Annotated in this window: 17 protein-coding genes; 8 read left to right on the forward strand and 9 right to left on the reverse strand. The window is 69.7% G+C overall.

Going from position 1 to position 17,416, the window contains the following annotated elements:
• The first annotated feature begins 10 nt into the window (after positions 1–10).
• The 5 genes from C8E83_RS00140 (at position 11) to C8E83_RS00160 (ending at position 6,211) form a co-directional block, all read left to right on the forward strand.
• Positions 11–1,045, forward strand: coding sequence for a LacI family DNA-binding transcriptional regulator (locus C8E83_RS00140; protein WP_121367869.1), 1,035 nt, complete (start codon positions 11–13; stop codon positions 1,043–1,045).
• A 105-nt stretch (positions 1,046–1,150) separates the two neighbouring features.
• Positions 1,151–2,785 carry a xylulokinase gene (locus C8E83_RS00145; RefSeq protein ID WP_121367870.1) on the forward strand — a complete coding sequence of 545 codons (1,635 nt, stop codon included), beginning with the start codon at positions 1,151–1,153 and terminating at the stop codon, positions 2,783–2,785.
• Between the two features lie 51 nt (positions 2,786–2,836).
• Positions 2,837–3,598, forward strand: a complete 762-nt coding sequence (locus C8E83_RS00150) for an L-ribulose-5-phosphate 4-epimerase (protein WP_121367871.1) — start codon at positions 2,837–2,839, stop codon at positions 3,596–3,598.
• Positions 3,595–5,109 carry an L-arabinose isomerase gene (araA, locus tag C8E83_RS00155; protein ID WP_121367872.1) on the forward strand — a complete coding sequence of 505 codons (1,515 nt, stop codon included), beginning with the start codon at positions 3,595–3,597 and terminating at the stop codon, positions 5,107–5,109. The genes C8E83_RS00150 and araA overlap by 4 nt, the downstream gene beginning before the upstream one ends.
• A gap of 169 nt (positions 5,110–5,278) precedes the next feature.
• Entirely contained in the window at positions 5,279–6,211 is a 933-nt protein-coding gene (locus C8E83_RS00160; RefSeq protein ID WP_147430032.1) for a hypothetical protein, read from the forward strand.
• Between the two features lie 76 nt (positions 6,212–6,287).
• On the opposite strand, the gene C8E83_RS00165 is transcribed toward C8E83_RS00160, so the two are convergent.
• Positions 6,288–6,578, reverse strand: a complete 291-nt coding sequence (locus tag C8E83_RS00165; RefSeq protein WP_121367874.1) for a hypothetical protein — start codon at positions 6,576–6,578, stop codon at positions 6,288–6,290.
• Positions 6,578–7,759, reverse strand: coding sequence for an inorganic phosphate transporter (locus tag C8E83_RS00170; RefSeq protein WP_121367875.1), 1,182 nt, complete (start codon positions 7,757–7,759; stop codon positions 6,578–6,580). The genes C8E83_RS00165 and C8E83_RS00170 overlap by 1 nt, the downstream gene beginning before the upstream one ends.
• A gap of 180 nt (positions 7,760–7,939) precedes the next feature.
• On the opposite strand from C8E83_RS00170, the gene C8E83_RS00175 reads away from it, so the two are divergent.
• Positions 7,940–9,292: a glycosyltransferase 87 family protein gene (locus C8E83_RS00175; protein ID WP_121367876.1), complete on the forward strand. Its 1,353-nt coding sequence runs from the start codon at positions 7,940–7,942 to the stop codon at positions 9,290–9,292.
• Positions 9,293–9,430: 138 nt separating this feature from the next.
• Here the strand turns inward: C8E83_RS00175 and C8E83_RS00180 are convergent, their stop codons facing one another.
• From C8E83_RS00180 to C8E83_RS00200, 5 genes are all read right to left on the reverse strand, one after another.
• Positions 9,431–10,753: an O-acetylhomoserine aminocarboxypropyltransferase/cysteine synthase family protein gene (locus C8E83_RS00180; RefSeq protein WP_121371652.1), complete on the reverse strand. Its 1,323-nt coding sequence runs from the start codon at positions 10,751–10,753 to the stop codon at positions 9,431–9,433.
• A gap of 130 nt (positions 10,754–10,883) precedes the next feature.
• The gene (locus tag C8E83_RS00185) at positions 10,884–11,564 is read right to left on the reverse strand and encodes a GntR family transcriptional regulator (RefSeq protein ID WP_121367877.1); all 681 of its coding nucleotides are present in this window, start codon (positions 11,562–11,564) and stop codon (positions 10,884–10,886) included.
• On the reverse strand, positions 11,545–12,252 hold the full coding sequence (locus C8E83_RS00190) for a GntR family transcriptional regulator (RefSeq protein ID WP_121367878.1): 708 nt from the start codon (positions 12,250–12,252) through the stop codon (positions 11,545–11,547). Before C8E83_RS00190 ends, C8E83_RS00185 begins: the two co-directional genes overlap by 20 nt.
• 256 nt (positions 12,253–12,508) lie before the next feature.
• Positions 12,509–13,186, reverse strand: coding sequence for an endonuclease/exonuclease/phosphatase family protein (locus tag C8E83_RS00195; protein WP_121367879.1), 678 nt, complete (start codon positions 13,184–13,186; stop codon positions 12,509–12,511).
• 62 nt (positions 13,187–13,248) lie between these two features.
• Positions 13,249–13,872, reverse strand: coding sequence for a TetR/AcrR family transcriptional regulator (locus tag C8E83_RS00200; RefSeq protein WP_121367880.1), 624 nt, complete (start codon positions 13,870–13,872; stop codon positions 13,249–13,251).
• Between the two features lie 74 nt (positions 13,873–13,946).
• On the opposite strand from C8E83_RS00200, the gene C8E83_RS00205 reads away from it, so the two are divergent.
• Both C8E83_RS00205 and C8E83_RS00210 read left to right on the forward strand, forming a co-directional pair.
• A complete protein-coding gene (locus C8E83_RS00205; RefSeq protein WP_121367881.1) occupies positions 13,947–15,401 on the forward strand; it encodes an MFS transporter in 1,455 nt (484 codons plus the stop codon).
• 140 nt (positions 15,402–15,541) lie between these two features.
• Positions 15,542–16,084 carry a hypothetical protein gene (locus C8E83_RS00210; RefSeq protein WP_147430033.1) on the forward strand — a complete coding sequence of 181 codons (543 nt, stop codon included), beginning with the start codon at positions 15,542–15,544 and terminating at the stop codon, positions 16,082–16,084.
• A 233-nt stretch (positions 16,085–16,317) separates the two neighbouring features.
• Here C8E83_RS00210 and C8E83_RS00215 read toward each other — a convergent pair whose 3' ends face one another.
• Together C8E83_RS00215 and C8E83_RS00220 are read right to left on the reverse strand one after the other, a co-directional pair.
• On the reverse strand, positions 16,318–16,851 hold the full coding sequence (locus C8E83_RS00215; protein WP_121367883.1) for a GNAT family N-acetyltransferase: 534 nt from the start codon (positions 16,849–16,851) through the stop codon (positions 16,318–16,320).
• Positions 16,852–16,906: 55 nt separating this feature from the next.
• Positions 16,907–17,335, reverse strand: a complete 429-nt coding sequence (locus C8E83_RS00220; RefSeq protein ID WP_121367884.1) for a hypothetical protein — start codon at positions 17,333–17,335, stop codon at positions 16,907–16,909.
• Positions 17,336–17,416: the final 81 nt, after the last annotated feature.

Here is a 17,416-nt window from a genome sequence, read left to right on the forward strand (position 1 = left end):
GAGTGAACGCGTGGCGAACATCTTCGACGTGGCCCAGGAGGCGGGGGTCTCCCACCAGACGGTCTCCCGTGTCGTCAACGGCGATCCCAACGTCCGCCCCGCCACCAGGCAGCGCGTCGACGACGCCATCGCCAAGCTCAACTACCGCCCCAGCGCCGCCGCCCGGGCCCTCGCCAGCCGCAAGACGCGGGCCCTCGGCCTCATCTCCACCGGCGGGCCCCTGTTCGGCCCCTCGAGCATCATGCAGGGCTTCGACGGCGCCGCCCGCGAGGCCGGCTACCAGGTCTCGATCGCCTCGATCAACCGGCCCGAGACCGTCGCGCTGCGCGAGAGCATGCGCTCCGCCGTCGACGCGCTGCTCGGCCAGAACGTCGAGGCGATCGTGCTCATCGCCCCCGACTCGCGCGCCATCGACGCCATCGGCGAGCTCGCCGTGCCGGTGCCGCTCGTCACCGCCGACGCCGGCGACCACGCCGGCCTCGTGTCGGTCTCGCTCGATCAGTTCTCCGGGGCCGTGCTGGCCGCCGAGCACCTCGCATCGCTCGGCCATCGGGCGATCCTGCATGTCGCCGGCCCCTCCGACTGGAACGACGCGGTCGAGCGCGAACGCGGATTCCAGGCCGCGGCCCAGCGCCTCGGGCTCGCGCCGCTGCCGAGCGTCCGCGGCGACTGGAGCCCCGAGTCCGGCTACCGGCTCGGAGCGGACCTCGCCGACCGGGTCGAGGCCGGCGAGCTGACGGCGATCTTCTCGTCGAACGACCAGATGGCCCTCGGACTCCTTCACGCGTTCGCCGAGCGCGGCGTGCGCGTGCCCGAGCAGGTGAGCATCGTCGGCTTCGACGACGTTCCCGAGGCGGCGCACTTCTACCCGCCGCTCACGACGGTGCGCCAGGACTTCGGCGCACTCGGCCGGCAGATCATGCGCACGGTCGAGGCGCAGCTCGCGGGCCCGTCCGCCGAGCCCGCGGCGTCGGCTCCGCCGGAATCGGATCCGACCGCGCCGCAGCTGGTCGTGCGCGCGTCGACCGCCTCCGCGCCGCGCTGACCCGATTCCGGACTTCTCGACGCCACCTCCCCGGCAGCGCGGCCCTCGCGCCCGTGGTCCTTCCTGTGCAAGAATGTGAGCGCTCACAAAGATTGGATCCGCTCAATGACGAACACCGATCCGGCCTCCACAGCCTCACCCGGCGGCTCCACCGCGCGCCTCATCGCCGACGGGCGCGCGACCCTCGGCATCGAGCTCGGCTCGACCCGCATCAAGGCCTGCCTCATCGACGACTCGTTCGAGACCGTCGCGTCGGGTTCCTTCGAGTGGGAGAACGAGAACGTCGACGGCGTGTGGACCTACGGTCTCGACACCGCGATCGAGGGCCTCCAAGCCGCCTACGCCGACCTCGTCGCCGACGTGCAGAAGCGCTACGACACCACACCGACGAGCTTCGCCGCCATCGGCATCTCGGCCATGATGCACGGCTACCTCGCCACCGACGCAGCGGGCGAGCTCCTGGTGCCCTTCCGCACCTGGCGCAACTCGTCGACCGGTGTCGCGGCCGCCGAGCTCACCGAGGCCCTCGACTTCAACATCCCGCTCCGCTGGTCGATCGCCCACCTCGTCCAGGCCGCGATCGACCGGGAGGAGCACGTGCCGCGCGTCGCATCGGTCACCACTCTCGGCGGCTGGGTCCATCGCGCTCTCACCGGGCGGGATGTGCTCGGCGTCGGCGATGCGTCGGGCGTGTTCCCGATCGATCCTGCGACCCGCGACTACGACGAGCGCATGCTCGACATCGCGCAGCAGCACCTGGCCGAGCACGCCCCCGCGCCGACCCTGCGCGAGGTGCTGCCCGAGGTGCTCGAGGCCGGTGCGGACGCAGGATCGCTGACGCCCGACGGCGCGAAGCTGCTCGACCCCTCCGGCCGCCTCAAGCCCGGCATCCCGTTCTGCCCTCCCGAGGGCGACGCGGGCACCGGCATGGTCGCGACGAACTCCGTCGCGCAGCGCACCGGCAACGTGTCGGTCGGCACCAGCATCTTCGCCATGATCGTGCTCGCCGAACCGCTGAAGACCGTGCACCAGGAGCTCGACGTCGTCACCACCCCCACCGGCGACGCCGTCGCGATGGTCCACTGCAACAACGGGGCGAGCGAGATCGGCGCCTGGGCGCGGGTCTTCTCGCAGTTCGCCGCCGCCCTCCCCGGGGCCGGCGAGGTCGACCAGGACGCCGTCTTCCAGACACTCCTCGACGAGGCGCTCACCGCCGACGCCGACGCGGGAGGGTTGCTGTCGTTCAACTACCTGGCCGGCGAGCCCGTGACGGGGGTCGAGGAGGGGCGTCCTCTGCTCCTGCGCACCCCGACCAGCAGGTTCACGCTCGGCAATCTCGTGCGCTCGGAGGTCGACGCCGCCTTCGCCACGCTCGCGATCGGCATGGAGGCGCTCGCCGACGAGGAGGTCGAGGTCGACCGGCTGCTCGCGCACGGTGGGCTGTTCCGCACGCCGGGCGCGGCCCAGCAGCTGCTGGCCGCCGCCCTGAAGACGCCGATCTCGGTGCAGGCCACCGCCAGTGAGGGCGGGGCCTGGGGCGTCGCCGTGCTCGCCGCCTACCTGGCCGCGGCTTCCGAGAAGAGCCTGGCCGAGTTCCTCGACGACAACGTGTTCGCAGGAGCCGAGGCGGTCACCGAGACCCCCGACCCCACCGCCGTCGCCGGCTTCGAGTCGTACCTCGCGCGGTTCCGCGCGGCCCTGCCCCTGCAGGGTGCGGCCGCGGCCGCCACCCCCGCCTGACGAACGGGCCGCCGCCCGGCGCGCCCCCACCTTCGAGAGAGAAGCACCACGATGACGACAGGATCCTGGACCCCCGAGGTCGAGGCCGCGATCGCCTCCACCCGCGAGCAGGTCGCCTCGCTGCACGCAGAGCTGACCCGCTACGGCCTGGTCGTCTGGACCGGCGGCAACGTGTCCGGCCGCGTGCCCGGCGCCGACCTGTTCGTGATCAAGCCCTCCGGCGTCTCGTACGACGAGCTGACGCCGTCGAACCAGATCCTCTGCGACCTCGACGGCAACGTCATCGCCGGGACGCCCGGCAGCGAGCGCTCGCCGTCGTCCGACACGGCGGCGCACGCCTACGTGTATCGCAACATGCCCCAGGTCGGCGGCGTCGTGCACACGCACTCGACGTACGCGACCGCGTGGGCCGCCCGCGGCGAGGCGATCCCGTGCGTGATCACCGCGATGGCGGACGAGTTCGGCGGCGAGATCCCTGTCGGGCCGTTCGCGATCATCGGCGACGACTCGATCGGGCGCGGCGTCGTCGCGACCCTCGACGGGCACCGCTCCCGGGCCGTGCTCATGCAGAACCACGGCGTCTTCACGATCGGTCGTGATGCGCGTGACGCGGTGAAGGCCGCCGTCATGGCCGAGGACGTCGCCCGGACGGTCCACATCTCGCGCCAGCTGGGGGCGCCTCTCCCCATCGCCGAGGAGAGCATCGACGCCCTCTTCGATCGCTACCAGAACGTCTATGGGCAGAGCGAAGCTCTGCCCCGAAGCAGCAGCGCACACGGCGCCGCCGCGCCGGCCCGAAAGGAAGTCCAATGACACTGAAGACGACGCTTGATCACTACGAAATCTGGTTCCTCACCGGATCGCAGGGCCTCTACGGCCCCGAGACCCTGGAGCAGGTCGCAGCCCAGTCGAAGGTCATCGCCGACGCCCTCGAGGAGGACGACGACATCCCGGTGAAGCTCGTCTGGAAGCCGGTGCTCACCGATTCCGACTCGATCCGGGCGACGATGCTCGAGGCGAACTCGCGCGACGACGTCATCGGCGTCACCGCGTGGATGCACACCTTCAGCCCCGCCAAGATGTGGATCAAGGGCCTCGACGCGCTGCAGAAGCCGCTGCTGCACTTCCACACCCAGGCGAACGTCGAGCTGCCCTGGGGCGAGATCGACTTCGACTTCATGAACCTCAACCAGGCCGCGCACGGCGACCGCGAGTTCGGCTACATCCAGTCGCGCCTCGGCGTCGCCCGCAAGACCGTCGTCGGCCACTTCTCCGACCCGCGCGTCGTCGCGCAGATCGCCACGTGGATGAGGGCGGCAGCAGGATGGGCGGCCACCCGCTCGCTGAAACTCGCCCGTTTCGGCGACAACATGCGCAACGTCGCCGTCACCGAGGGCGACAAGACCGAGGCCGAGCACGTGTTCGGCGTCTCGGTGAACACGTGGGGCGTGAACGAGCTGGCCGCCGCGGTCGAATCCGCGAGCGACGCCGACATCGACGCCCTCGTGCAGGTGTACCTCGACTCCTACGACGTCGTCCCCTCACTCCGACCGGGAGGGGACCGTCATCAGTCGCTCCGCGACGGCGCCGCGATCGAGCTGGGCCTGCGCTCGTTCCTCGAGGCCGGCGACTTCGGCGCGTTCACGACCAACTTCGAAGACCTCGGCGCGCTCAAGCAGCTTCCCGGCCTCGCCGTGCAGCGGCTCATGGCCGAGGGCTACGGCTTCGGCGCGGAGGGCGACTGGAAGACGGCGATCCTGGTGCGGGCCGCCAACGTCATGGGTGCGGGCCTGCCCGGCGGCGCGTCGCTCATGGAGGACTACACCTACGACCTCACGCCAGGCGCCGAGAAGATCCTCGGGGCCCACATGCTCGAGGTGTCGCCGACGCTGACCTCGGCCCGGCCGACACTCGAGATCCACGAGCTCGGGATCGGCGGAAAAGACGATCCCGTGAGGCTCGTGTTCACCGCGGATCCTGGGCCCGCCGTGGTCGTCGCCCTGAGCGACATGCGCGACCGGTTCCGGCTCACCGTGAACGTCGTCGACGTCGTGCCGCCGACGGCCGACCTGCCGAAGCTGCCCGTCGGCCGCGCCGTGTGGGAGCCCCGCCCGTCGTTCGCCGTCTCGGCCGAGGCCTGGCTGACCGCAGGAGCCGCGCACCACACGGTCATGTCGACCGCCGTCGGCCTCGAGGCGTTCGAGGACTTCGCGCTGATGGCCGGCACCGAGCTGCTGATCATCGACGAGAACACCGGCCTCCGCGAGTTCCGGCGCGAGGTGCAGTGGAACGCCGCCTACTACCGGCTGGCCCGGGGCCTCTAGCCCCCTGCGACAAAACGCGACACCTGCGACGCCTCAGCGCGTCGCGGGTGTCGCGTTTTGTCGCGACGACGGGGAGTGAGCCCTCCACATCCACTCGCCTCGCCACGTTGTCCACAGTGTGCACGTCGGCCACTGCGGCCGCGAGCCGCCGCGCTGTCACGCTCGGCGCATGACTGGACGAGAACTGCCGACCCTGATCCGTGCCGCCTCCTACCCCGCCGGAAGCACCGAGAGACGTCGTCTCGAGCGCCGTGCACGCGACGGAGGTCTCGTGCCCGTGCGTCACGGCGTCTTCGTCGCGACCGACGCCTGGGGACGTCTCGACGCCGACCAGCAATACCTGCTCCGCGTTCGCGCCGCCGCGCTCAAGGTCGAACCCCGTCACGTCGCTTCACATGCCTCTGCCCTCGCCGTTCACGGCCTGACGTCGCTTCACGCTTGGCCGCGTGCGGTGCACCTGACCGATCCCGACGGCGGTCGTGGTCAGAGCCGCACGGGTCTGGTGAAACACGCGGGTCCGCTGGACGAGACCGAGATCGAGAGCATCGACGGCATCCGGGTGACGTCGCCGATGCGGACGTGCCTGGACCTCGCTGTGACGGCTCCGTTCGAGATCACTGTCGCCTCGGTCGATCAGTACCTCCGGTCCGAACGGATTTCGCACGGCCAGCTCATGGCCGCATTCGAGCGCAGTCCGATCGATCGAGGCCGCGCCCTTGCAGAGCGCGCACTCCGCTTTGCCAACGACCTCTCCGACTCAGCGGGCGAATCGTGGTGCCGTTGCATCTTGCACGACCTCGGCGCACCCACGCCGATCCAGCAGAAGGAGTTCCGCGACGCCCGAGGGCGCATCGCGTTCGTCGACCTCTGGTTCGAGTCGTGCGGGGTGATCGTCGAGTTCGACGGCGACCAGAAGTACTTCCAGCCTCGCTTCGCCAAGGGCCGGACGGTGAGCGAGATCATCGTCGACGAGCGCAAACGGGAGCGACGGCTCCTGGCCCTGCCGGAGGTGCGCGATGTCGTCCGCGTCGAGTGGAAGAACTTGCTTCAGCCGTGGCAGTTGCGTGTCATGGCAACCGACGCGGGCATACCTCTCGGCTAGCGCGACAAAACGCGACACCTGCGACGAGGTGGAACGTCGCAGGTGTCGCGTTTTGTCGCGGAGGGGGAAGACCGACCTACTGGTGGAACTGCGGGATCAGCAGGTACAGCGCGTAGAGCACCGCGAGCCCGGCCACTCCGATGCACGCCCAGCCGCCGAACGTGCGGCCCGCGGGCCGCCCCGCTGCCGACGTCGCGTGCCCCTTGCCCGCCGCGGCGCCCGCGCCGAGCGTGGCCACGGTCTCCTCCGTCTCGCCGTTCGACAGCAGGCGCAGGCCCACCGAGTACAGCACCACCACGGCGGCGGTCGCAGCCAATGCCACGAGGAACACCACCACGAACACGCCCCAGTCCACTCCGAGGAACATCAGGCCACCGTCCCTTCAACTGAGGTCGAGCCCGAGCTACCGGGGCCGGCGCCGACGCCGGCCAGGGCGGGCTCAGGAGCCGCGACATCCGCCGACGTGATGGGCTTCCTCCGCGCGAGAGCGTAGAACGTGACGCCGCCCGCGGCGAGCAGCACGGCGACGATGATGAGGCCGACCGTCGAGGTCGACGCGATGAACGCGGCGACGCCTCCGACGAGGGCGGCGGCGGGCAGCGTGACCACCCAGCCGGTGGCGATCCTGCCGACCACGTTCCAGTGGACGACGGCGAGGCGCTTGCCCAGGCCCGCGCCGATGACGGAGCCGCTGGTCACCTGCGTGGTCGAGAGCGCGAAGCCGAGGTGCGACGAGATGAGGATGGTGGCCGCCGACGACGTCTCGGCCGCGAATCCCTGGGGCGACTGCACATCGGTGATGTTCTTGCCGACGGTCTTCATGATGCGCCAGCCGCCGACGTAGGTGCCGGCGCCGATCGCGAGCCCGCAGGCGAGGATCACCCAGAGCTGCACGCCCGATCCTGATGCCTGGTACTTGGCGGCGATCAGGGTGAGGGTGATGACGCCCATCGTCTTCTGCGCGTCGTTGGTGCCGTGCGCGAGCGAGACGAGCGACGCCGAGATGGTCTGGCCGTGTCGGAATCCGGCCTCCGACCCCTTGGCGCGGGCGTTCTTCGTGATGCGATAGGCGGCGTAGGTGGCCAGCAGCGCGACGGCACCGGCGACGAACGGCGACACGACGGCGGGCACCACGATCTTCGACAGCACGACGCCGAAGTCGACCGAGTTGAAGCCTGCGCCGATGATCGCCGCGCCGATCAGGCCGCCGAACAGGGCGTGCGTCGACGACGACGGCAGGCCGAGGTACCAGGTGGCGAGGTTCCAGAGGACGGCGCCGCAGAGGCCCGCGAAGATCATGGTCGGCGTGATCTCGATGCCACCCGGACCCTCCCGGATGATGCCGTTCGAGATCGTCGAGGCGACGGCGGTCGAGATGAACGCGCCGACGAGGTTCAGCACGGCCGAGATGAGCACCGCCTGACGCGGCTTCAGCGCCCCGGTCGCGACCGAGGTCGCCATCGCGTTCGCGGTGTCGTGGAACCCGTTCGTGAAGTCGAAGACCAGGGCGACGACGATCACGAGGGTGACGGTGATGAGCACGGCCATGGGCGAACCCCTTCCGGTGTGAGCCCGGCAGACGCCCGGCCTGGCCGCGACGCTAACCGTGTCCCGTGAACGGGGGGTGAATCATCCTCGGGTCGGTCAGGGCCAGGGCGCAGGATCCGACGTGGTCGGCGTCGAGCGACCTCATTCGATGCATCCGGTCAGATTGTCTATGCTCGTTCCGTGCTCGTCCGTTCCTCCCGTCGCTCCGACCGGTCGACGCGCGGCCGAGAGTCGGGCGCCGTGTCGACCTACGTCCGCGAGCGCCCCGACCGGACGACCGTGGCGCTCTGGGGGATCATGATCCTCACACACGTCGTCATCTTCGTCGCCGTTCTGCCCGCCATGCTGGCCGGCCAGTACGTCGGCGACATCAACGTCTACAGCAACTGGGCGACCGATGCGCTCTCCGGGCACGGGTGGCCCGTGTTCGCGCACGACTGGGTGTATCCGGCGGGCGCACTGCTGCCGGTGATGCTGCCGAAGGTGTTCGGGGCGTGGGCCTACGAGATCGTCTGGTTCGTCATGATCCTGGCGGCCAACTCGTTCGCGCTCTGGGGCCTGATCCGCTGGGGCCGGAAGCTCCGCGATCAGACGGCCGCCATCTTCTGGGTGGCCACGGTCGCGATCCTGTCGCCGGTCGCTCTGCTGCGCCTCGAGGGGTTCACCGCGCCGGCCGTCATCTTCGGTCTCCTCTTCCTCGCCACACGCCCCAAGCTCGCGGGCGCTCTCCTGGCCGCCGCCACCTGGATCAAGGTCTGGCCGGCGGCCGTTCTCGTCTCTGTCGTGGTGGTGTCGACGAAGCGCTGGGTCGTGGTCGTGATGGGCTTCGCGGTCACGGCCGTCGTGACGCTCGTCGTGTGGCTCGGGGGCGGGATCCACCACCTCACGAGCTTCGTCAACGCGCAGAACGGCCGCGCGCTCCAGATCGAGGCGACGCTGTCGACGCCGTGGCTGTGGATGGCCGTGTTCCACGTGCCGGGCGCGCACCACATCCACGATACGGCCCTCGTCACCGAGGAGATCACGGGGCCGGGCGACCAGTGGATGATCCAGAACGCCACGTGGCTCCTGCTCGTGGTGATGGCGGCGATCATCGTGCTGCTCGTCACGGCCACGCTGAGACTGTCGCGCCTCACTCACCCGATGGGCAAGGAGGTCGACCTCGTGCTCGTCGGCGCTCTCAGCCTCGCCAGCGCCTTCATCGTCTTCAACAAGGTCGGCTCGCCGCAGTACATGCTGTGGCTCACGCCGATCGTCGCCGTCGGGCTCGTCGTCCGGCCGCCGGACTGGAAGGTCCCGGCGATCCTCATGGTCGCCATCGGGGTGCTCACGACACTCGTGTTCCCGTGCTTCTACAACTCGCTGCTCGACCTCAACCCGCTGCTGGCGCTCGTGCTCGGCGCGCGCAACCTGCTGCTCATCGTCGTGCTCGGGTGGTCGATCTCGAAGCTCGGGCAGGCGGCGTTCGTGCGGCACGCGATCCCGCTGGGCACGCGGCCGCTCGGTGCGGCGATCCGCAGCACGAGCTACTGAGGCCGGGTCCGCCGCGCTACAAAGCTGCGTCCCGACGTCCCCGCGTCCGCGACAAAAAGCGACACCTGCGACGTGTCAGGGCGTCGCAAGTGTCGCGTTTTGTCGCAGGGACCCGGACGTGAACACACGCAAGCCGCGCTACACCGCCGCGACGGGCCGCGCGAAGCCGGCGGCCTCCACGGCCGCGAACGCCTGCTCGAGGTCGCGCCGCAGGTCACGCACGCTCTCGAGGCCGACGGAGAGCCGCACGGTGCCCTGCGTGATGCCGCGCGACAAGCGCTCGGCGTCGGTGAGGTGACCGTGGATCGTCGAGGCCGTGTGGATGGCGAGCGTGCGGACGTCGCCGAGGTGGGTCATGCGGCTGATGAGCCGGAGCGAGTCGATGAACACCTCGGCGGCCGGGCGACCGCCTGCGAACTCGAAGGTGACCACGGCGCCCTGGCCGCGGGGGAGGTACTTCTGCGCGCGGGCGTAGTAGGGGCTGGCGACGAGGCCGGGGTAGTCGACGGTGGCGACCTGCTCCTGGTGCTCGAGCCACTGCGCGATCTCGAGCGCGTTCGAGACGTGGCGGTCCATGCGCAGAGAGAGCGTCTCGATGCCCTGCAGGAGCAGGAACGCGCTCGTCGCGGGCAGCGTGGGGCCGTAGTCGAGGGCCATCACCGTGCGGAGATACGTGAGGAACGCGAACTGCCCGTAGCGCTCGACGAACGACGGGACGCCGTGGTCGTTCGGAAGCGCGATCTGCGGGAAGCGCGACGCGGAGCCCTGCCAGTCGAAGGTGCCGCTGTCGATGACGACGCCGCCTAGGACGGCGCCGTGGCCGGAGAGCCACTTCGAGGTCGAGTGGATGACGATGTCGGCGCCGTGCTCGATCGGGCGGCAGAGGTACGGGGTGGCGACGGTGTTGTCGACGACGAGCGGCACGCCGTGCTCGTGCGCGAACGCGGCGACGCGGGCGAGGTCGACGACGTCGTTCTTCGGGTTCGGGATCGTCTCGGTGAATACCGCGCGGGTCGTCGGCCGGAAGGCGCGGCGCCAGACGTCGTCGGGGGAGTCGGCGGGGATGAGCTCGACCTCGATGCCCTGGCGCGACAGGCTCCTGGCGAAGAGCGTCTTGGTGCCCTCGTAGAGGCTGGCGGTGGCGAGAACGTGGTCGCCGGTGGAGGCCAGGGCCGACAGAGTCAGCGCGATCGCGGCCGTGCCGCTCGCCGTGAGGAGCGCACCGGCGCCCCCGTCGAGGTCGGCCAGCCTTCGCGCCACGGAGGCGTTGGTGGGATTGTCGGTGCGGGCGTAGGCACCGCGGTCGCTCTCGCCGCTGAAGCGCGCCTCGCCGTCCGCGAACGAGTCGAAGACGAACCCCGCCGACTGGTACACCGGCGTCATTCGCGCCCCGAAATCGCTGTCGAGTCGGGCGCCGGCGTGGATCTGACGGGTCTCGAAGTCGAGCTCGGGGGTGGACATGGGGCGGTTCTCGCGATTCTGGAGGAGCACGGGGTGCTGGCGGTGGTGCGTGGCGCATTCCGGCTGTCGGCCGGGTTCAGACGAGGCTAACCGAGTCGGGCACGGTCGTCATGCACCCCGTCACACGCGTTCACGCGACGGCGCGCAGCCGATCGTGGAAGAGTTCGAGCGGCCCGTCGTAGAACGCGGCCAGCCGGGTGGCCGCGGCGTCGGCGTCGCACCGCAGCACGGCCTCGACGACGTCGAGCATGCCGGCGTCCATCTCGCGCGCGGGCATGAGGTGGGCGAACTGCCCGAGCACGCGCTGCAGAGTGGGCCGCAGCCGCTGAAGGGTCTTGTCAAGGGGTGCGTTCTTCGTCGAGTCGACGAAGACCTGGAAGAAGCCGATCTCGGCCCGCCCGGTGAAGACCGGCTCGGGGTCGATCGTGTCGCGATCGCCGAGGTGCTCCGACCAGTCGCGCATGCGCTCGAGGAGGTCCTCGGTGATGAGCGGCGTGCCGTAGCGGGCGGCGAAGACGTAGAGGGCTCTCGCGGTGTCCTGCGCCTCCAGGTAGCGACGCAGGTCGATCTCGGTGACGCGCGTGTACAGGTTCGGCACCGCTTCGACGAGGCCGACGTGGGCCAGGCGCAGGATCGCGGTCCGCACGGTCGCGCGCGAGAGTCCGAGCGACTGTGCCAGCTCCAGGTCGTGGATCCGCTGCCCGCCGGCGAGGTAGCCGCGCACGATGTCGTCTCGGAGACGGTCGAACACGTCGTCCGTCAGGAGCCGGCGCTGCGGCAGCTCGACCTTCTCACCGTCCGGGATCGGCATCGGGCACCTTCCCCTCGGAGTAGATGCGGTCGGCGTAGCCGTCGGTCATCCGTGCGATGAACGCCGTCATCGGTCCGCCGAGGAACCCGCGGATCTCCGCCTCGAACCCGTCGGCGTCGTTCCGGGCGCAGCGGTCGATGATCACGGTGAAGAAGTCGGCGATCGGCGCGGCCTCCATCCACCCCTTGTACGTGTTGACGCCGAGCTGCAGGAGCGGAGCGTGGATCGCGATGCTCTCGAGCAGCACCTGGTTGGGGCAGTGACGCAGGATTGCGGCCATGAAGTGGTCGACGGGCGTCGGGCCCGGTGGGAAGTCGCGCGGATCCATGACCCGCATGTCGTCGCGGATGCTCTCGAGCAGGGGCAGCTCGTCGGCGGGGAAGGAGCGCACGCCCCAGTTCAGCCCGCGACTGACCAGCGCCGCCCACACCGCGGTGCTCTCGGCGTACAGCCGCGGCGAGATCGTCGCGACGCGGGTGTAGCGGTTCGGCGCCATCTCGACCAGCCCGATGTCGGCGAGTGTGCCGAGGGCCTCGCGGATGGGGGCGCGGCTCGTGCCGAGCCAGGCGATCAGCTCGTCGTCGCGGAGGCGGGTGCCCGGCTTCAAGGTGCCGTCGAGGATCGCCTGGGTGATCTCGTTCAGGACCCGCTCGCGAAGCAGGGTGCGCTCAGAGGTGCCCGTGGCCACTCAGCCAGCACTCCCCGTCGTATACCGCTCTTCGCACATCTTCCGAACGTACACGTATACGACGCCGACTGGCCGGAAAACGAACCCCGTAAAAAGAGGAAAGGCGGGAGTCTCTTACCCGAATAAAAGAGCTCCCGCCACCGCCGGATCAGTGGCGTAGTCAAAATAGTAATCAGATCACCACGCCGGAGCAAGTCGCCGAGAAACATTCTTGCCGGTACGTTATCGACGGGTGTCGTTCGGCTGCTCCTGCGATCTAGGCGACGCTCGCAAGCAGCAGGATCGGCCGGTGGTCGGACTTCCCCTGCGGCAGTGACAGCACGCTGCCGATCGACATGCCCATGGTCGTGGCGAAGTCGAAGTGGCCGCTGAAGCCGGTGCGCGAGTACGTGGGCTCCTCCGTGATCGAGAGCTCGTAGCCGCTCTTGAGCAGGTGGCGCCGAAGCCCCTGCCGGAACCACGGGTAGTTGAAGTCGCCCACCATGACGGTCGGCACGCCGTTCGCGAGCTCGCTCAGCTTCTGGTGCGCCAGCCCGATCTGCTTGCGCCGGAGCGAGTTCGTGGCCGTCAGCGGCGCGGCGTGGAAGTCGGCGACGATCAGCTCGTGGCCCGTGGCGAGGTCGCGCAGGCGGGCGGCGAGCAGGCGCTCGTGGGCGGGCTGCATGACGCGGTCGTGCATCGACTTCATCAGGGCGTAGAGGCTGGTGCCGAGCAGTTCGAAGCGGTCGGTGCGGTAGTAGAGGGCCAGGCCCAGCCGGTTCGTCTTCGTCGACGCGGCGAGCCTCAGGCCCAGGATCTCGTCGGGGATGTCGGTGCTGTCGCACTCCTGCAGGCAGAGGACGTCCATCGCGTGGGTGTCGACGAGGTCCGACAGCTCTCCGATGGCGAGGTGCTCGCGGAGGTTGTAGCTGACGATTCGAAGATCCGAGTCCATCCCTTCATTCTGGCCCGGGGGCTCTTGAGGGCTTCCAGCGAATATCCGAATTCACGAGAACGTCACACGCGGCGTGCCGACGGCCCTGCCACGTCGAGCACTTCGCGGCACTTCTCGCCGAAGGCGGCCAGCATCAGCTCGTCGGCGTCGGCCGACTTCCCGAACGTGCGAGGCAGCTCGATGCCGAGCAGCACGCTCAGCAGCATCCCGTAGCCGAGGAACTCGCTCACCTGCGCCGGCTCGAAGTGCGCCTCGTCGCGCAGAAAGCGGTAGATCGACACGAAACCCTCGCGGGCGGCGTCGCCGATGACGGGGTCGTTTCCCGAGACGAACGCCTGGAGGAGTGTGCGGTGCACGCCGGCCCGATCGACGAGGTCGATGTAGGCGGCGCCGAGGCGCTTCTCGAGGATCGTGCCGTCGCCCGGGTCGGGCAGAGCGGCGCGGAATCGCTCGAGCAGCGCCCCGAGCGCGCCGTTCATCACCTCGAGGAAGAGCTTCTGCTTGGTGCCGAACATGCGCACGACGTACGGCTGGCTGATGCCCGCGGCCTGTGCCACCTGGTCGGTCGTGGCGCCCGCGTAGCCGTTCTCGCCGAAGACCACCGTCGCGGCGGCGAGGATCTGCTCACGCCGATCCGCAGCGCTGAGTCGTCCCGTCGTGCCGCTCGGAAGATCCGTCGAAGTCATGCTTGACAGGTTATCAGCCGATTACTTAGTGTCTAGTAATCATCCGATTACAACCGATTTCAGGAGCCGCGAAAATGTCCGCCACGACAACGTCACGCCGCATCCCGACCTGGCTCGCGATCCTCGCCGCCAGCCTCCCCATGTTCATGGCGACCCTCGACAACCTCGTCGTCACGAGCGCCCTCCCGGTCATCCACGAGAAGCTCGGCTCGTCCGTCGAGAGCCTGCAGTGGATCACCAACGCCTACACGCTCGCCTTCGCGTCGCTCATGCTCCTCGCGGTCAGCCTCGGCGACCGCCTCGGGCGTCGCCACCTGTTCCTCGCCGGCCTCGTCATCTTCACCGGCGCCTCCGCCTTCGCGGCGCTGAGCACCACGACGACGGCCCTCATCGTCGCCCGCGCGCTCGAGGGTGTCGGCGCCGCGGCGATCATGCCGCTCTCGCTCACCCTCCTCGTCGGCTCGGTCAGCGCCAAGGCCCGCCCGATGGCGATCGGCATCTGGGGCGGCGTCTCCGGTCTCGGTGTCGCGCTCGGCCCCCTCATCGGCGGCGCGGTCGTCGAGGGCTGGAGCTGGGAGTCGATCTTCTGGCTGAACGTGCCCGTCGGCATCATCGCCATCCCGCTGGCCCTGCGGGCGCTCCCGAACAGCCTCGGCGACCGGGTGCGGGCGGACTTCCTCGGCGTCGTCCTCGTCGGCCTCGGCGTCGTGGGCGTCGTCTTCGGCATCGTCCGCGGCAACGACAAGGGCTGGTCGAGCGCTCAGGTGCTCGCGTCGCTCATCGCGGGCGGCGTGCTGCTGATCCTGTTCATCTGGCGCGAGTCGCGCGTCAGCGCCCCGCTGCTGCCGCTCCGGTTCTTCCGCGACCGCAGCTTCACGGTGGCGAACGCCGTGGCGATGACCTTCACGTTCGGGTCGTTCGGGTCGGTGTTCATCCTGATCCAGTTCCTGCAGGTGGTGCAGGGCAAGTCGCCGCTGGCCGCCGGCGTCGAGACGATGCCGTGGACCCTCGCGCCCATGGTCATCGCGCCGCTCACCGGCTTCATCGTGCCGCGCATCGGCACCAGGGTCGTGATCGTCGCCGGCATGGTGTTCCTCTCGGCCGGCCTGTTCGAGCTCGCCCTGACCATGACGGCGACCGTGTCGTTCGCCGTGATGCTGCCCGGTTTCATCCTGGCCGGCATCGGCATGGGCATGGCGTTCGCGCCGCTCTCGACGGCCGTGCTGGTGAACATGCGCGAGCAGGATCACGCGAAGGCCTCGGGCACCAACTCGACCCTCCGCGAGATCGGCGTCGCCCTCGGAATCGCCGTGCTGACCGCGGTCTTCACCGGCGCCGGCGGGCAGCTGACGCCGACCGGCTACGTGCACGCGGCGATCCCCGCCGTGATCGTCGGCGCGAGCGTCGTGGCGGGCTCCGCGCTGCTGGCGCTGATCCTGCCCTCGGGTCGGGTGCTCCGGTCGGCGGCTCCGGATTCCGCGACCCTCGTCGCCGGCGAGTCGCCCCTGGAGCCCGTCGCCGCGCACTAGCGGAGCTCGAGCGGCTCGCCCTCGTCCGAGGGGGCGAGCCGCTTCTGCATCCACGCCTTGCGAATATGCATATCGGCCCTACGCTCGCGAGGTGGGCTGCTGTGAGAACAGCTTTGCCCGCCACAAGCAAAGGAGCCAGCGTGAACACACCATTCCGTGGAGCAGCCCTCGCGGCCTTGGCGACAGCCGCGATCATCGCGGCGACACTGACAGTCGCCACGCCTCAGGCGCAGGCGTCCGAAGCCCCTCAGTCGGACACGACCGTGAGCCCGTCGATCACGCAGAGCCAATTCGACCAGGCGCTCGTCGAAGCGCGTGAACAGGGATTGATCGAGCGTCAAGGTATCAACGGCGATGGAGATCTCTCGACCACCGTCGATGCGGGTCAGGGAATCAAGCTCGATTTCGTCGAACCCCGGGGCTCTCGACTTGCTGCGGGCAGCGACGGTTACGGGGCCTGCGTGGCCCTGAACAACTTCGACCAGGACGCCGTGATCTCGGGCGGACTCTTCGGCGTCTCTGCGGGGCTGTGCGTGGTCAGCGCTGGTGTGTTCTGCGTGGTGGCGGGCGCCATCCTCACTGCTGCCGGTCTTGCACTGTCTGCGAACAACAATCAGAAGTGCTCGGGTGGGCGCTCTCTACGGGTCTATCCGTTCAGCGGGCACAAGCCGCGATGCGCGTGAGAGCGGGTGGAACCATGCGTGTCGTACGAAGTCCTTGGTTCGCCGCGGTGGTCGCCCTTGTAGCCATCACGACGGGCGTGGCTGTCGCGAATGCGTCGAGCGCCGAGTCCGTGCGGGTGGCCGGGCGAATCATGATCGGCGTCGCATCGTTCTTGGGTGCGGTTTTCGTGGGCATCCCCGTGAGGCGCCGCCGTTCTTCTCGGTAGGAGCCAGCGGGCGCGGCCGCACGCCGATCAGCGGAGCTCGAGCGGCTCGCCCTCGTCAGCGGGGGCGAGCCGCTTCTGCATCCACGCCGTGGTGTGCCAGGCTCCGAGCTTCCAGCCGACGTCGGGGTAGGTCGCAACGGTCTCGAACCCGAAGGAGCGATGCAGCCCCACGCTCGCGTCGTTCGGCAGCGTCATGCAGGCCATGGCGATGCGGAACCCACGGCGCAGGAGCAGCGGGAAGAGCGCCTCGTAAAGAGCCCGGCCGCCGCCGCGCCCGCCCGCGGCGGGATGCAGGTACACGCTCACCTCGGTCGCCCACCGGTACGCCGCCCGCTTGGCGAACGGCCCCGCGTAGGCGTAGCCGATGACGCCCCGGTCGGGATCGTCGAGCACGAGCCAGGCGTGGGCGGCCTGGGCGTCGATGATCCTGGTCGCCATCTCGGCGGCCGTCGGTGCGACCTCCTCGAAGGTGATCGCGGTGCCGGTGACGTACGGCTCGTAGATGGCGGCGCAGGCCGCCGCGTCGTCAGGTGTCGCGTCGCGGACGGTGAAGTCGGCCATGCCAGCAGTCTGGCATGGCCGACGGGTGTGGGCGAGGCCCCTCAGGCGGTGCCTTCTAGCTCGCCGCGCCCGGGCCGTGGGGGAGTGCGTACGCCGTGGCGACGCCGACGACGCCGTCCTTCTCGGCGGTGACGGTGACGGTGCCCGCGGCGCCGATCTTCATGCCGCCGAGTTCGACGCTCCAGGACCCGCCGAGGGCGTCCGTGCTCGCCGAGGCGACCGTCGAGCCGATGATCCCGCCGTCGGCGTCGAGGACGGTGATGATCGTGCCGGGCGCGGCCGAGCCGACGAGGTTCGCCGTGCGCTTCACGAAATCCGGGTTGACCCCGACGATGCGGAAGGCCGGCGCGTCGGCGGAGGGCGCGACGACGGCCTGGCTCGCCGCGGCGGTGGCCGCCGGGGCCAGCGCGACGCCCGCTCCGACAGCGGAGGCGGCGATGAGGAGGGTCGCGCCGAGGCGCGAGGGGAAGGTTACAGAACGCATGATTCTCCATTCGTGCGAGAGGCTTTCTCTCCCCTCGAACTTAGCGAGAATACGAATGCAAAATATTACAATTCGTGGCCA

The sequence above is a fragment of the Frondihabitans australicus genome (assembly GCF_003634555.1).
Lineage (GTDB): Bacteria > Actinomycetota > Actinomycetes > Actinomycetales > Microbacteriaceae > Frondihabitans > Frondihabitans australicus.

Excerpts from the sequence above, each read along its gene's own strand:
- C8E83_RS00145 (WP_121367870.1), top strand. The coding sequence starts at position 1,151 with ATGACGAACACCGATCCGGCCTCCACAGCCTCACCCGGCGGCTCCACC.
- C8E83_RS00150 (WP_121367871.1), top strand. The coding sequence starts at position 2,837 with ATGACGACAGGATCCTGGACCCCCGAGGTCGAGGCCGCGATCGCCTCC.
- araA (WP_121367872.1), top strand. The coding sequence starts at position 3,595 with ATGACACTGAAGACGACGCTTGATCACTACGAAATCTGGTTCCTCACC.
- C8E83_RS00160 (WP_147430032.1), top strand. The coding sequence starts at position 5,279 with ATGACTGGACGAGAACTGCCGACCCTGATCCGTGCCGCCTCCTACCCC.
- C8E83_RS00165 (WP_121367874.1), bottom strand. The coding sequence starts at position 6,578 with ATGTTCCTCGGAGTGGACTGGGGCGTGTTCGTGGTGGTGTTCCTCGTG.
- C8E83_RS00170 (WP_121367875.1), bottom strand. The coding sequence starts at position 7,759 with ATGGCCGTGCTCATCACCGTCACCCTCGTGATCGTCGTCGCCCTGGTC.
- C8E83_RS00180 (WP_121371652.1), bottom strand. The coding sequence starts at position 10,753 with ATGTCCACCCCCGAGCTCGACTTCGAGACCCGTCAGATCCACGCCGGC.
- C8E83_RS00185 (WP_121367877.1), bottom strand. The coding sequence starts at position 11,564 with ATGCCGATCCCGGACGGTGAGAAGGTCGAGCTGCCGCAGCGCCGGCTC.
- C8E83_RS00195 (WP_121367879.1), bottom strand. The coding sequence starts at position 13,186 with ATGGACTCGGATCTTCGAATCGTCAGCTACAACCTCCGCGAGCACCTC.
- C8E83_RS00200 (WP_121367880.1), bottom strand. The coding sequence starts at position 13,872 with ATGACTTCGACGGATCTTCCGAGCGGCACGACGGGACGACTCAGCGCT.
- C8E83_RS00205 (WP_121367881.1), top strand. The coding sequence starts at position 13,947 with ATGTCCGCCACGACAACGTCACGCCGCATCCCGACCTGGCTCGCGATC.
- C8E83_RS00215 (WP_121367883.1), bottom strand. The coding sequence starts at position 16,851 with ATGGCCGACTTCACCGTCCGCGACGCGACACCTGACGACGCGGCGGCC.
- C8E83_RS00220 (WP_121367884.1), bottom strand. The coding sequence starts at position 17,335 with ATGCGTTCTGTAACCTTCCCCTCGCGCCTCGGCGCGACCCTCCTCATC.